Raw genomic sequence first — 13789 nt, forward strand, 5'->3', positions numbered from 1 at the left:
CGTTAACCGGAGAACGACCAGATAGGCATGCTCGTGCGGTTCGAGCTCCTCACGCAACGACCACGGTACTTGGCCTGCCTGCGAATCGGTCATCACGCGATCATGTCTTTATGTTTGCGTAGCGGGCTTCGCTTGGTGATACATCCGATACGACTAGTCCCCGGATTCCAGAGGCCTGTGGGTCATCGCCTCCATTGTCGCCGACTTCGGTGTTGATGATCTGTCTGCAGTGCGTGCGGTTCCACTCGTAATCACCCGGCACCGGGCGTTTCCCGGGGCACCGCACCCACGGGACCGCCCATAGCGGGTGCTGCCAGATGCTGCCCGCGCGCGCGTGTTCGTCGTTGGAGTGGTGGATCCTTTCAGGCTTCTCTCATAACTAGCACCCCGTTTAAGTGTTTACTTATGGATAATCAGTATGTAACCCGCGCATTTCAATATATGTCGGTATGTCGGTCTAGGGGTGCGACCTACTCCAGGCCGAATGTCACCAAGCATGGAGGGCGTAGAAGCAGATGTCGTTTCCCTGCGGTGTTCATTCCGGCGGCTATCGGATCGGCCGCAAACTGTTCGCCAGCGCCAGCTCGCGCGGACCCGTGCTAGATGTCCGAAACCACCGGCGGTTGCGTGCGAGACCCAACAGCTGCGGGGACGATACCGGCAGGCTGACACGCCAATGTAAGGACCGCAGTTGACAGCCGTTCCCGCGCAGAATGGGACGGTGGCCCGCCCGGTCGTTCTGTTCGTGTTGGGCATGAACCGCTCGGGGACGACTGCGCTCACCCGACTTCTCTCGCTTTGCGGTGGCACGCTCCCGCCTGGGTTGGTGGGCGCCATGGCCGACAATCCACTTGGCTACTTCGAACCGCGCAAAGCCAACTACCTCAACGAAGCAATCCTGTGTCGGCACGACAGCACCATGTTCGACCCCCTCCTGCACCTGCAGGAGGAAGCTGCGTTGGATGGCAAAGCGAGGGCAGCCTGTGTTGCCAAAATCGCGGCGTATCTCAATACCTTGCCCGCGTCGCCGCTCGTGGTCATCAAGGACCCGAGGATAACCCTGCTGTCTGGTATGTGGTTCGACGCGGCGCGTCTCACCGGATTTGACATCATGACCGTGATTGCGGTGCGCCATCCGCAGGAGGTCATCGCGTCGGTGGCGGCGCAGATTTCAGCCTCGCCGGATCTCTCGAGTGCGTTGTGGCTGAAATTCAACTTGCTGGCCGAACGGCGCACGCGCGGCATGCCGCGCGTGTTCGTCGAGTACGCCAACGTTCTCGATGACTGGCGCCGGGAAGTAAAGCGGATTTCCGCGGCGCTCGGCATCGATCTCAGCACGCGGGATGAGGGCGCAGTCGACGAGTTTCTCAATCCAGGTCTGCGTCGCCAGCGCCACTGCGGCCCAGTAACAGAACCCTTCGGCACAGACTGGGTTTCCGCTGTCTATGAAACCCTGGGCGCGGCCGCGCGCGACGAACCATGGGATCCTTCTGCGTTGGATCTCGCTTTCGAGGCGTACCGGGCGAGCGCACATGGCTTCCGAACGGTGTTCGAGGATTTCCGCCGGCTACAGAAGCTCAACCGACTCATCCGGCCATCCATCTTTAAGCTGATCATGGAGGTCAGCGCGCTGGCTCACGGGCGCCGCGGTACTTGGGCGTAGCCGCCCGACTAACGTCGACACGATGATCGGTATGACTCATCGGTCTGCCGTGCTGCGTTGACAAAAAGTCTCGCGCTCGATTCCGAATTTCAGTTGGTCGCGCGGGTATTCGAGTTATGCTGCCGGGCGGCTGGGCTCAGTTACGGGATGCTGCGGCTTTCATTTCGCAGAACGCGCACAATGACCGAAAGGCTAAGGTCCGCGATGAAATTCGTGCTTTCAGGCTATGGGGTGCGTGGCGATGTCGAGCCCTGCGCCGCCATCGGCCGTGAGCTGGTGCGCCGAGGGCATGAAGTTCAGCTGGCTGTCCCGCCCGACCTGGTTGGCTTCGCCGAGTCCAGTGGGCTTGCGGCGGTCGCTTGTGGGCCGGATGCGCGGAAGTGGCAGGACCTGCACCGCGACTTTGTGACGCGAGCAGTCCACAACTTCTGGAAGGTCGAGGATCTGATCAGGTTGGGACGCGAAGATTGGAAGCTGTTTGCCCAGTGCTGGGAGGAGACGAGCGCGACGCTGACATCGCTGGCGGACGGGGCTGACTTGCTACTCAGCGCCCTGATCGGCGAGCAGCCCGCCGCCAATGTCGCCGAGTATTACGACATTCCGTTCGCCACGCTGCATTACCTTCCGGTGCGGCCCAACGGCCGGCTCGTTCCAATGCTGCCGGCGCCGTTGGGCCGCTCCGCGATGGTACTGAACGAGTGGCTGGATCGGCCGATGACGAAGAAGCTCGAGGACGGGCAACGCCGCGCGCTTGGGTTGCCCAAGGTCACAGGACCCGCGGGTCGACGGATCGCCGAGCGTGGATCGCTGGAAATCCAGGCCTACGACGAGGTGTGTTTTCCCGGGCTGGCGGCCGAATGGGAGAAATGGGATGGCATGCGGCCTTTTGTCGGCGCGCTCACGATGGGGTTGTCGGCGGACGCCGATGACGAAGCCGCATCGTGGATTGCCGCGGGAACACCGCCGATTTTCTTCGGCTTCGGCAGCACGCTCGTCAAATCTCCCGCCGACACGTTGGCCATGATCAGTGCGGCCTGCGCGCAGTTAGGCGAGCGTGCGTTGGTTTGTGCGGGCTCAACTGATTTCAGCCACGCACCCCATTTCCAGCATGTCAAGGTGGTGGGCACAATGAATTATGCAGCCGCCTTTCCGGCCTGCCGCGCGGTCGTTCACCATGGTGGCGCGGGCACAACGGCCATAGGTCTGCGCGCCGGAGTCCCGACGCTGATCCTATCGACGTGGGGTGACCAGACCCTCTGCGGAGCCGCGGTCAAACGATTGAAAGTGGGCGCCACCCGGCGTTTTTCGAGAACTACACGCGAGTCGCTGGTCGCGGACCTGCGGACCATCCTCGCCCCGGACTATGTTGCGCGGGCCCGCGAAATCGCCACCCGGATGAGCCAACCCGGCGAAAGCGTTGTTGCCGCTGCCGATCTTGTGGAAGATTTTGCCCGCTTGCGCCGCGTTGCCTGATCGATGACAGTGGGCCGGCGTCGGCCGGGATAACACGCCTTGGGCACACGACATGGTTGGGCGGCGGGACATTTTGGGCCATGGGTTAGTGAAAGTGCCTGTCCTGCAAGGGATAATTACCACATTACCTTTGCGTTGTTTGGCCAGGTCAACCGCCGGCGAGCGCGCGGTCAGCCAACGCGCCGAGTACCGGTGCCAATGCCGTGGAGTACTCGACCGTCAGGTGATTTTGGTCAAAGTACACCAGGCTGTTGCCGATGATGACCGGACAGCGGTTGGTAGTGCAGAACAGATCGGTGAGGTCGGCATAGTATCCGCTGCCGGCCTTGGTGGCCGCGGACTCAGCCGCGATGCCGGATTGGTTGACCGCGGTCGATCTCGGCGGTGAGCAGGCCGTCGCGTCGTCGAGGTGCCCGGACAGGCAGATCGGCACCACCGACTGGGGATCCGGGACCGGCCCGAGTACCAGCACCCGTGCACCCGTGATGCGCAGCTGCTGCACAAGGCGCGTCAAGCTTTCGATCCACGCCCGGTCGTACGAGGTGAAACCCGGCAGCCAACCGAAGTCGGCGCCGGAGCCGACACCGTACCCCCGCCACATGCTCACCACGACAAGTCGCGGGTGCTCCGTGCGTAACCGGTCGACGATCTGACCGCGCCACTGCTCGCAATCGGTGGACACCAGGCGTCGAAGCGGATCGGGGTTGGTGGGCAGATTCATCAAGGGGCACCCGCCCTTGGCCAGAATTTCCATCCGCCATTGCCGCTGCGCGGCGATCTGCTGGAACGCCGGCGCCCACATCGCGGCATGCGAATCGCCGACCAGAGCCACCGTCGTCGCCGAGGCGGTGTCACCCGTCGCGCACTCAGGCTGTCCAATTTGAAGAAAATTGCGCAGGCAGCCGCCGAGAAACAGGACCTTGAGTTCGCCCGACGCGTCGGCAAGCGGCGGGTCGAGATTTGACGGTATGGCCCTAAGCTCCGCCGATGCCTCAACCGCCGCCTGCGCTTGGGCGACGGCGTGCCGCACCGCGGCGTCGTAAGCATCGATGTCGGAGCCGGCGGGGGTAGGTGGCGCGGTGATTGCCAGTGCCGCGGCCGGCACCCCGCGGCCGACCGGCAAGGGCATCACACCCAGCAGCACCACGCCGACACCGACGGCTGCCGCGGTGGCCATACCGCCCAGCGCAAGGCTGGCCAGGGCGGAGCGGCGCACCGGCGCGGCGAACCGCAACGGGTTTTCGATGAGATGCAATGTGAGCACGGCCAGCCCACCGGAGACGACGACCGTTGCGAGCCTGCCGGCCAGCCCCAGTGGATGGCCCAGTAGGGGCGGGGCGAGCAGCAAGACCGGCCAGTGCCACAGATACCACGAGTAGGACACCCGGCCGATCGCGCCCATCGGCGGCATGGCCAGGACGCGACCGCATCCCTTCGACGGTGCGGCGCAGCCGGCGCCGATTACCAGCGCGGTGCCCAGTACGGGTACCGCCGCGGCGGTACCCGGGTAGGGAGTGCTCGTGCTAAATAAGGTGCAGGCCAATAGAATCAGGCCCAACCCAGCCCATCCCACAATCGCTGCCGGCAGTGCCGGAAGTCGGCGCCACTGGGTGGCCGTCAGGGCCACCAGCCCGCCGGCGGCTAACTGCCAGGCCCGGGTCGGCAGTGAAAAGAACGCCACTGCGGACACCCAGTAAGTGACCGCCAGCGACAGCGTGAACGACACCGCTCCGACGAACGCAAGGACCACCAGATACGGGCGTTGCGATGAGGTGGCTTGGGCGCGGGTGCGGCGGCGAACCAGCCGGATCAGCCACGCCGTACCCAGGATCAAGGGCGGCCACATCAGATAGAACTGTTCCTCGACGCCCAACGACCAGTAATGCTGAAACGTCGAGGGCGGCAGTACGGGAGCGAGATAGTCGACGCCTTGGAGGATGAACCGGTAGTTGCCGACGTACAACGCGCTTGCGATGCCATCACCAAGGACGCTGCGCGCCTGCAGTGGTGGTAACAAGACAGCCGAACCCACCGCTGTGACGATGCCCACCGCGGCCGATGCCGGCAGCAGTCGGCGGGCCCGCGCCCCGTAGAAGCGGCGCAGCCGGATGGTGCCGGCGCCGCTCGCCTCGCGCCACAGCAGCCCGGTGATGAGGAAGCCCGAGATCACGAAGAACACGTCCACACCGATGTATCCGCCGCCGAGGCCGGGAACGTCGGCGTGAAAGAGGACAACCGCCAAAACCGCGACGGCGCGCAAGCCCTCGATGTCGGGGCGAAATCCCGTCCGTGCGGGGCGCCGACACTGCACCCCTTCGCTAGGGGAGACGCGGTCGGCTTGGGCCAAGGTCACCACCTTGTATGAAGACGTATCGAATAGAGGGCATTCTTTCATCCGGGCCGCAGCGGCGGGCCGACTTCGGCCACGTCCCTGGTTCGGTCACGACGCGTGCACGCGTGGCCGTAACAGCAGCCCTCATGTTTCTGGAGCACGGCGTGGTGCATGTGTGATCGCTTCGCTCCCAAAGTAATTCGGGCTGATCATCCTTCCGCGCAAGCAGCGTATGCAACGCCCTCCACGGGCGCCTCCATCGGACGTCAGCGAGCATGTCCTTCGCTGGCTCGAGGGTGCAGCTTGCGCCCGTACGTCACCATCGCGGAAACTCGGCACCACGATGGGTTCAGCGGGCTTGCGGGCACGCCGGCTTCATCGACCAGGAATTCAACGCGACCGAAGGTCACGTATTATGTGCGCGATCCCCGGCTGGTGCCGATATAACCACGACCGAGGTCTGCGCGTGAATAGAGGGGAATAAAGTGAGCGAGGTTACCAAAGAGTGCCGACTATGCGGATCTGCCGGGCCCCATCAAACTATTGTCGTCCGCGAGATGATGTTCCAAACGCGAGACCTGTTCGAATATTTTAGTTGCGAAAAGTGCGATACGTTACAGATCGTGAATGCGCTCGAGGGCGACGAACTCATGCGGTATTACCCGCAAAATTACTATTCTCATAGTGCTGCAACTGAACCGAAGCTTTTCAGATGGCTGATTACGCAGCAAGACCGCTTTAAATTGCGTACCGGCGGCCGGCTCGTCGGTGCATTCATGGCAGCGTCTTTACCCGAAGGTATCGTCCGCGCTGTCACCGGAGGTGACGCCGTCAGAATGATTGCACAGCTCGGGGTCGATCGTGACGCGCGGATTTTAGATGTGGGGTGTGCTGGGGGTGTGCTGCTTGACCGGCTTGCTCGGGTCGGATTCAACAACTTGTCCGGTGCCGATCCGTTCCTCGCAACCGATGACGAGACGCCCAGAGGCGTGCCGCTAATGAAGCGGTATTTGAGTGAAGTGACGGGCGAATTTGATCTCATCATGTTCAATCATTCGCTTGAACACGTGCCCGACCTGGTCGCAACGCTTAAGGCGGCGTCCGAGAAGCTCGCTGTCGGAGGTATTTGCTTGGTTCGCCTGCCGACGACTTCATCCGAGGCATGGACTAGCTATGGGGCGGACTGGGTACAGGTCGATGCGCCTCGGCATATTGTTATACCCTCGCGGCAGGGGATGGCACTAGCAGCCGATAAAGCCGGGATGGCTGTGGAGAAGACGTTCGATGATTCGACGTTCGGTCAGTTTATGGGCAGCGAAGCCTATCGACGGGATGTTGCGGTAACCGACCCCAAAATCTTTCGGATGTTTGGACCCAGGCGAATCTGGGAGTGGGAAAAACGCGCGAAATTGCTCAATCGGCAGGGCCGTGGAGACCAGACTGGCTTTGTCTTGCGCGCCAAGTGATTGGTGGGTACGCGGGCTGCCCGAGCTCTACAGCAAGATGCTCGGGAGTCGTGGGGCCCGTCGAGTCACGATGACTGCAGCCGGATGGTGCTGGCGGCATCTCCTCGCGCGAGAGCAGCCCTGTGATGAGGAAACCCGAGATCACCAACAGGCGGCGCGCAAACCCGATGTCGGGACGAACTCGCGTTTGCGCGGATCGTTAATTTCGCACATGTCTATGATCGTTTGGCCCAAGACAATTCGGACAAAGACATCGCAGAAGTCCTCTTGCGATTGCTGATGGTGCCGCCGCCTGCCCCAATCTTCTGGTTTTCGGGTCAACACATGCGAGGGGTTATACTGCTGCACGGTCGATTCGGGCACGCGAGGCTTCCGCTTTCGCTTCGTAGATCACGCACGGGAAGTGAGGCGAGGATCCGCAGTGAAATTTGTGTTGGCGTGCCATGGGACCCGTGGCGATGTCGAGCCTTGTGCCGCCGTCGGTCGTGAGCTGATGCACCGCGGGCACGAAGTCCGCATGGCCGTCCCGCCTGACATGGTTGGCTTCGCCGAGTCGGCTGGCCTTGAGGCGGTCGCTTACGGGCTCGACACAAAGGTCACGCTGGACGCGCATCGCACATTCTGGCGGGATCTCTTCAGCAACTTCTGGAAGACCCGGGATCTGGTCACCGTGTGGCGCGAATCGTGGGAGCCCAATTTCCAAAGTTGGGGGGAGATGAGCGCGACGCTGACATCGCTGGCAGAGGGTGCCGACCTGATATTCACCGGGATGATTTTCGACGCCGTCGCAGGCAACGTCGCAGAGTACTACGACCTTCCGTTGGCCACGCTCGATCACCTGCCGTTGCGGGCCAACGGGCAGCTGGTGCCGTTCCTGCCGGCACCGTTCGGCCGCTCGGCGATGAGGGCGGTCGAGTGGCTGGTCTGGCGCGTTTGGAAAAAGGCCGAGGACGCGCAGCGCCGTGAACTAGGACTGCCGAAGGCCATAGGGCCTGCGTCGCGACGGATTGCCGAACGCGGATCGCTTGAAATTCAAGCCTACGATGAGATTTGCTTTCCCGGCCTGGCAGCCGAATGGGCGAAATGGAATGGCCAGCGTCCCTTTATCGGCGCGCTGACCATGGAGTTGCCGACGGACGCCGATGAGGAGGTCGCGTCCTGGATAGCGGCGGGAACACCGCCGATTTACTTCGGCTTTGGCAGCATGCCGGCGGAATCTCCGGCCACCGCGCTCGCAATGATCAGCGCGGCCTGCGCGGAGTTGGGCGAGCGGGCGCTGGTTTGCTCGGGCTGGACTGACTTCGGCCACGTCCCCCATGTCGAGCATGTCAAGGTGGTGGCCGCGGTGAACCATGCGGCCATCTTTCCGGCTTGCCGGGCCGTCGTCCATCATGGTGGTGCGGGAACCACCGCGGCGGGCCTGCGCGCAGGAGTTCCCACATTGATCCTCTGGATGCTGGGCGATCAGCCCATCTTTGGAAATGTGATTAAACGGCTGAAAGTTGGTGCTGCCCGGCGTTTTTCGAGCACAACACGCGAGTCACTTGTCGCGGATCTGCGCACCATCCTCGCCCCAGAGCGCATCGCCCGGGCGCGCGAGATCGCCGGCCGGATGACCAAACCCGCCGAAAGCGTCGCGGCCGCGGCTGATCTTTTGGAAGATTTCGCCCGCTGTGGGCGGGTTGGCTGATCCTGCAGGCGCCGCCGGGATGATCGGCGCGGCGTAAAGTCTGAACCTTAATCCCTTCGCACAGTTAGCAGTTCGGGCAACATGTTCCGCCCCGAGCTGGTTAAGGCATGCTACGACAACATTTCTGGGAGTTGTCAGTTGGCGAAATGCAGCTGGTTCACGTGCGCGGCGACCCGCAACGCGTTGGCCGCAATGGTCAAGCTGGGGTTGATGCCGGTGCTGGAAGGGAAGAAGGAGGCGTCCACCACATACAGGTTGTCCACTTCGTGCGCCCGGTTGTTTGGGTCCAGCACGCTGGTTTTGGGGTCGGTACCGAACCGACACGTACCGCAGACGTGGGCCAGGAACGCGTTGTTCTTGGCGGTCCGCAGGGTGATTTTGCGAAACGGCTCAAATATCTGCTTCACCTGCCGTAGAAACACCGCGCGGCGCTCGACTTCACTGGCGTGCCAGCGATACTGGATCCGTAGCCGCTGGCGGCCATCCGAGCTTGGGCGATCGCATGGCAGCACCCGGTTGTCCAGATACGGCAGGTCTTCCATGATTGTTGCCAGCACCAGTCCGCCCGAGAAGTACCGCTCGTAGATGGGACGCAGCGCCGGGCTCATGACGCGCAGCATCTTCGCCGGCAAATCGGGGCGGTTGGTCAGCGCCTCGATGGGCGCCATCGCGCCGGCCGACTGCACGGCGCCGTATTTCTGTCCCTCCCAAAAGTAAAAATCATTCAGGCCGATCTGCTTGTTTTCGGCTGTGATCTTGGAGTCGCGTTGCGGCCAGACCTCAATATGGTCGACCGCATGGCGCATCAAATTGCGTCCGACCCAGTCTGAGCCGTTCGCCAATCCATGCGGCCAATCGCCGGACCGGGAATTGAGCAACAGCATCGGGGTGACTAGCGCGCCGGCGGCCAGCACCACCACCTTCGCCTCGAGGGACAGCATGCCGGACCGATGCTCGCAGATGACGTGCCTGACCTGGGTGTCGTCCGCGTCCAACCGCACCACCCGACATTCGGTCAAAATGTGGGCTCCGTGCTCGGCAATGGCTGGCAGCAAGGCATTGCGAGCGGCGTCGTTCTTGCACGACTGGTCGCAGAGATAGGCGTCACAAGTGGTACACCCGTCGGTGTAGTCGCAGGCCATCGGCAGGTGGTACGGATGCAACCCCTGACTTGTCAGATGGTCAATCAACGGCTGGTTCTCCGCCGAAAACGGCGGCGCCGCGGGGAGGCCGACCTCCGTGGCCTCCGGCCGGAGGGGATCGGGCTGGCCCCGCACCCCCAGCAGCTTTTCGGCCGCTGAATACCAGGGCCGCATCTGGTCGTAGGTGACCGGCCAAGCCTCCGGCACGGTGGAATCGCCGGGGTCGCGAAAGTCCTGCCGGGGCGTGAAATCGCGAACAAAAAACCGCTCGCAAACCATGCCGTAGAGGCCTGTCGACCCCCCGGTCCCGCTGCCGACCCCCGGCAGGTACCGCCGCGGGGAGCGCCCGCTTATGTCTTCGACCTCGTCGGTTGAGCGGCCGGCCCTAGCCAAGGCGTCGTAGTAGGTCTCTGTGGAGCGGCGCGCCCATGGCTCGGCCACTTCCGGTATCGCAGAGCGGATCGTCCCCGGCGCGCCGGGCAGTGTCGAGCGGCCCTTTTCGACGAACAATACTTTGCGACCTGACCGGGCCAGGGAATAGCCCAGCATCCCGCCGCCCATGCCGGTGCCCACCACGATGACGTCCCATGCGACGTGCTCCGCCTCGCGCGGATCCAGTTCGCCGACAGCCAAAATCGAGTTCCTCCCCAGATGATGGCCCAATGCATTCGCCGGGTTCGGGCGGATCACGACCATATCATCGGCCGCCGCACGCAGGTCGACGTTTTGCCTCGTGGCCAAGCGCTGAGCGCTGTCCGGACCGTCGGATGTGTGGCGCATCGCAACGCATCCCTGGGCTGCTACTCTCTGCGTGGCTCACCGCCCGCGGCGGCCCAACGACTCTCTGGAAGCAGTTATGCCCACTCTCGAACCGGCCAAGCGACGCGCGCGCCATGCGCTGGTCGGGTCCATGCGCGCGTGCGTTGGGAACGACCGCATTCCCTTGCTCGTCAAGGCAGCCTTCGTGGTCCCGTGCGCTTGGCTGCTCAAACGGCTCGGCGTCGATCCCGACGAGCCACCGGTTGAGTCCCAGTACGGCCCCAAGTTCTTAACCGGCCGAAACAGCTCGGTTATTACCCGCTGGCTGCGCTTTCGCGGCGCCTTTGAACCGGTGCTATCGGAATTCATTCTGCGGCATGTGCAGGAAGGCGATTTCTGCGTCGACGCCGGCGCCAACATCGGCTACTTCTCGCTGCTATTTGCCCAACGCGTCGCGCCGTCCGGCAAAGTCCTCGCGATCGAGGCCGCACCCGACACCGCACGTCGGCTGCGCGCCAACATCAAGCTCAACGAGGCGACCGATATTGTCGATGTCGTTGAGGCGGCGTGTGCCCCTCAGAAGGGCGAGACTACCTTCTACCTGCATCCCCGCCGGGACGGGATGTCTCGGCTTAAGCCACCCCCCAAGGGAATTCGCCGCCGGATATTTGGGACCTGGAAACCGGTGACCGTGGCCATGGACACGCTCACCTCCATCGTGGGTGCCGACGCCGAGCGGGTCTCATTCATCAAGATGGACATCGAGGGCGCGGAAACGGCGATAGCACCACAAATCGCTGCCGGATTCTCCCATCCCAGACTTGTCGTGGCCCTTGAGGTTTGGGCGCCGATCGAAGCCACCTTGAAGCCTTTCGAGGAGCGGGGGTTTTACGTTTACGACCTGCACAATGACTACCACTGGATATTCGAGCGCAAGGTGCCCGCTATCACGGAGGCTACATACCGCGACCTCTATCGCCGTAGGGTCGCCGACGTGCTCGTCAGCCGCCAGCCCCTCGCCCTTTCTTAGATTGGTGCGGGGCCTGCGCCCGGTCCGGAGAAATGGGACCCGGTGCTCTCGGTGGACAGATCTGCAGCGAGCCCAACGATTTTCATCGTGCTCCCCGGCAGATCATTCTTCCTCGGGCCGGACGCGCAGCGTGTACCGTCGGAGCCGCAGCGTGATGCTGACAGTGCCGATGAATGTGTAGCTCGACGATGGGTTTGGGACGTGATGCAAGGCCGTACGCTCCAAGAAGTGCTTGTCCAAGAAGGGATTGCCGACCTCACGGGTCTGTGGCCGACCGAACAGGTCGAGGCATGGAATGACCGCTTGAACCCATTGTTCGCCGCGATCGATGACCAGCCGCGCTCATACGTTAGTGCCGACCAACTGGTCGAAACGGGCATTTTTCAACAAGTGCTGAGCGAACCAGCGCGCCGGCTCATCGCCAGTATCCAACCTTCCGCCCTGCTCTACCATTTCCACTGTTACGAAATCGCGGCGGCTCAGACAAAGCCGCATATCCAGCGAAACCGTTTTCAAGGCTGGCACAGGGACCTGGAAACACTGAGAGATTTCACAAGGGATTTCCCCACCTTCGTCAGCATATTTATCTTGTTGTCGCCTGTCGGTTATTCCGATGGTCCGTTTGAATTCGCCCCAAGATCGGCGGAAGCGGGACTGCGAGCCGGCGGTGAGATCGTACGCTTGGAAGGGCCTGTTGGCACTGCGGCGATTTGGAATCGTTCCTATTATCACCGGGCCGCACCCAATCGCGGACCGCGGCGCCGAAGGATTCTGAAAATTTCGTTCCAGCCGGCTGGGTTGTCGAACCCCCGGATTGGGTTGGACGAATTCAAGGCGGCGCTGTCGAACCTGGATGATCCGCGTCTCCGGGCGTTCGTGGATCCGGGGCGTCTAGGAACGACTGAGCCACTTGCAGAGGTAGGAGACCCCGTCGAGGCTCGGCTATTGCTCCCGACGGAGCGGAACGAGCTAACACGGATGTCTACTGCCTTCGAACGCCTCTATTCGTCTGGCGCTAAACTGCTGAGCTCCGCGGTGGCAGGACCATAGACTCGGTCGGTTCAAAACTAAGGAGAGCGCCCGAGTTGTCGGCTACGGATCCCGTAAAGAATCGACTGCGAGCGTTGGTCATCGGTTCGGGATACCGAGCCAAAAACGCGTTCTTACCTGCGCTGGCATGCTTGGACTCGAATGTCGAAGTTGTGGGCGTCCACTCACGAAACTTTGCGCATGCCCGTGAAGCGGGACGGCAGTTTGGTGTCGACCCCATCGAGGATTTGCGCTCGTTGCGGCCGGGTGACGTCGACGTGGTTCTTGTGTCCGTCACTCCCACCAGCATCCTGGCGGTGCTGCGCGCCACGGCCCATATTGCCCCCGGAGCTGCGCTGCTTATGGACACACCCGCCATGGGCGGCTTGGCCGACCTTCGGCACCTCGCGCTTTATCGGCGCTGGCGGACGGTCCGCGTGGGCGAGGATTTCATGAACATGCCCCAGTTTCGGTTGGTCGGAAAAGTGATCGACTCGGGAGCTTTGGGCGACGTTGTGCGCCTTCGCCTTACGAACATGGGGTTTGCGTATCACGCTTTGGCGTTGTTGAGGTCGTGGCTCGGCTATCCCCTCGTACGTTCGGCACGCAGTCGTCGATCGGGCGGGACCGCTGTCGATATCGTTTATCGCTTTCCCGGTGGAGTCACCGCTGAAGTAATCGAGCCGTATACGCGTGGCGAAGGGTTTATCGAGGTTGTTGGGACGCGGGCTTCCCTTGCCGGCCACATGATGGGGTACGCGACGGGGGATCGGGCGGGACGCGTGGGCGGCGTGGCACGCGGCGCGCGCGGTCAGTTGGAGCGGCTCGAAGACGGCGACGGACTGTCGGGATTTCAAGTGGTGGGGTTGGGTCCCGAGATCACGGCGCGCATCCCGTCTCTGGTGCGGCTGCGCGCCATGGGACTTGAAGACGACAGCGAGTTCAATCTGATCCGCATTGACGGGCTGTGCCGCGTGATCTCGTCGCTGTGGTCCCCAGATCCGGTGAACACTGAATATCGGCTACAAGAAGCATTGATCGACGTCTTGGTGAGCTTCGCCGCACGGCCGCTCCCGTGGTTGCCGGTACCGCGGATCGCAGGACGCAATCTGGTGGATTTGGTCGAGGCCGCGTTCAGCCCGTTCAGGCAATTGAGGCGATCGACTGGCACGACTGACGGACATGCCTGAACTGGTTTACGTCTG

The 13789-nt window shown here is 62.7% G+C and carries 9 protein-coding genes; 7 read left to right on the forward strand and 2 right to left on the reverse strand.

All coding sequences use genetic code 11. The features are described from left to right. Positions 1-721: 721 nt before the first annotated feature. Together ACQI5H_RS00775 and ACQI5H_RS00780 are read left to right on the forward strand one after the other, a co-directional pair. Positions 722-1663, forward strand: a complete 942-nt coding sequence (locus ACQI5H_RS00775) for a sulfotransferase family protein (RefSeq protein WP_427077531.1) — start codon at positions 722-724, stop codon at positions 1661-1663. A 204-nt stretch (positions 1664-1867) separates the two neighbouring features. Then, positions 1868-3136 carry a glycosyltransferase gene (locus ACQI5H_RS00780; protein WP_427077532.1) on the forward strand — a complete coding sequence of 423 codons (1269 nt, stop codon included), beginning with the start codon at positions 1868-1870 and terminating at the stop codon, positions 3134-3136. 148 nt (positions 3137-3284) lie between these two features. Here ACQI5H_RS00780 and ACQI5H_RS00785 read toward each other — a convergent pair whose 3' ends face one another. Further along, on the reverse strand, positions 3285-5531 hold the full coding sequence (locus ACQI5H_RS00785; protein ID WP_427077533.1) for an acyltransferase family protein: 2247 nt from the start codon (positions 5529-5531) through the stop codon (positions 3285-3287). A 422-nt stretch (positions 5532-5953) separates the two neighbouring features. Between ACQI5H_RS00785 and ACQI5H_RS00790 the strand changes: the two genes are divergently transcribed. Continuing rightward, positions 5954-6934, forward strand: a complete 981-nt coding sequence (locus tag ACQI5H_RS00790) for a class I SAM-dependent methyltransferase (protein WP_427077534.1) — start codon at positions 5954-5956, stop codon at positions 6932-6934. 421 nt (positions 6935-7355) lie between these two features. Then, positions 7356-8624: a glycosyltransferase gene (locus ACQI5H_RS00795; protein ID WP_427077535.1), complete on the forward strand. Its 1269-nt coding sequence runs from the start codon at positions 7356-7358 to the stop codon at positions 8622-8624. Between the two features lie 134 nt (positions 8625-8758). On the opposite strand, the gene ACQI5H_RS00800 is transcribed toward ACQI5H_RS00795, so the two are convergent. Continuing rightward, positions 8759-10462 carry a GMC oxidoreductase gene (locus ACQI5H_RS00800; protein ID WP_427077654.1) on the reverse strand — a complete coding sequence of 568 codons (1704 nt, stop codon included), beginning with the start codon at positions 10460-10462 and terminating at the stop codon, positions 8759-8761. A gap of 160 nt (positions 10463-10622) precedes the next feature. Between ACQI5H_RS00800 and ACQI5H_RS00805 the strand changes: the two genes are divergently transcribed. The 3 genes from ACQI5H_RS00805 (at position 10623) to ACQI5H_RS00815 (ending at position 13774) form a co-directional block, all read left to right on the forward strand. Further along, positions 10623-11555 carry an FkbM family methyltransferase gene (locus tag ACQI5H_RS00805; protein WP_427077536.1) on the forward strand — a complete coding sequence of 311 codons (933 nt, stop codon included), beginning with the start codon at positions 10623-10625 and terminating at the stop codon, positions 11553-11555. A 228-nt stretch (positions 11556-11783) separates the two neighbouring features. Next, the gene (locus ACQI5H_RS00810) at positions 11784-12605 is read left to right on the forward strand and encodes a phytanoyl-CoA dioxygenase family protein (protein WP_427077537.1); all 822 of its coding nucleotides are present in this window, start codon (positions 11784-11786) and stop codon (positions 12603-12605) included. 74 nt (positions 12606-12679) lie between these two features. Further along, positions 12680-13774: a Gfo/Idh/MocA family protein gene (locus ACQI5H_RS00815; protein WP_427077538.1), complete on the forward strand. Its 1095-nt coding sequence runs from the start codon at positions 12680-12682 to the stop codon at positions 13772-13774. Positions 13775-13789 lie beyond the last annotated feature (15 nt).

This window comes from Mycobacterium heidelbergense (assembly GCF_050205645.1).
Lineage (GTDB): Bacteria > Actinomycetota > Actinomycetes > Mycobacteriales > Mycobacteriaceae > Mycobacterium > Mycobacterium heidelbergense_A.

Excerpts from the sequence above, each read along its gene's own strand:
- ACQI5H_RS00780 (WP_427077532.1), top strand. The coding sequence starts at position 1,868 with ATGAAATTCGTGCTTTCAGGCTATGGGGTGCGTGGCGATGTCGAGCCC.
- ACQI5H_RS00785 (WP_427077533.1), bottom strand. The coding sequence starts at position 5,531 with ATGAAAGAATGCCCTCTATTCGATACGTCTTCATACAAGGTGGTGACC.
- ACQI5H_RS00800 (WP_427077654.1), bottom strand. The coding sequence starts at position 10,462 with ATGGTCGTGATCCGCCCGAACCCGGCGAATGCATTGGGCCATCATCTG.
- ACQI5H_RS00805 (WP_427077536.1), top strand. The coding sequence starts at position 10,623 with ATGCCCACTCTCGAACCGGCCAAGCGACGCGCGCGCCATGCGCTGGTC.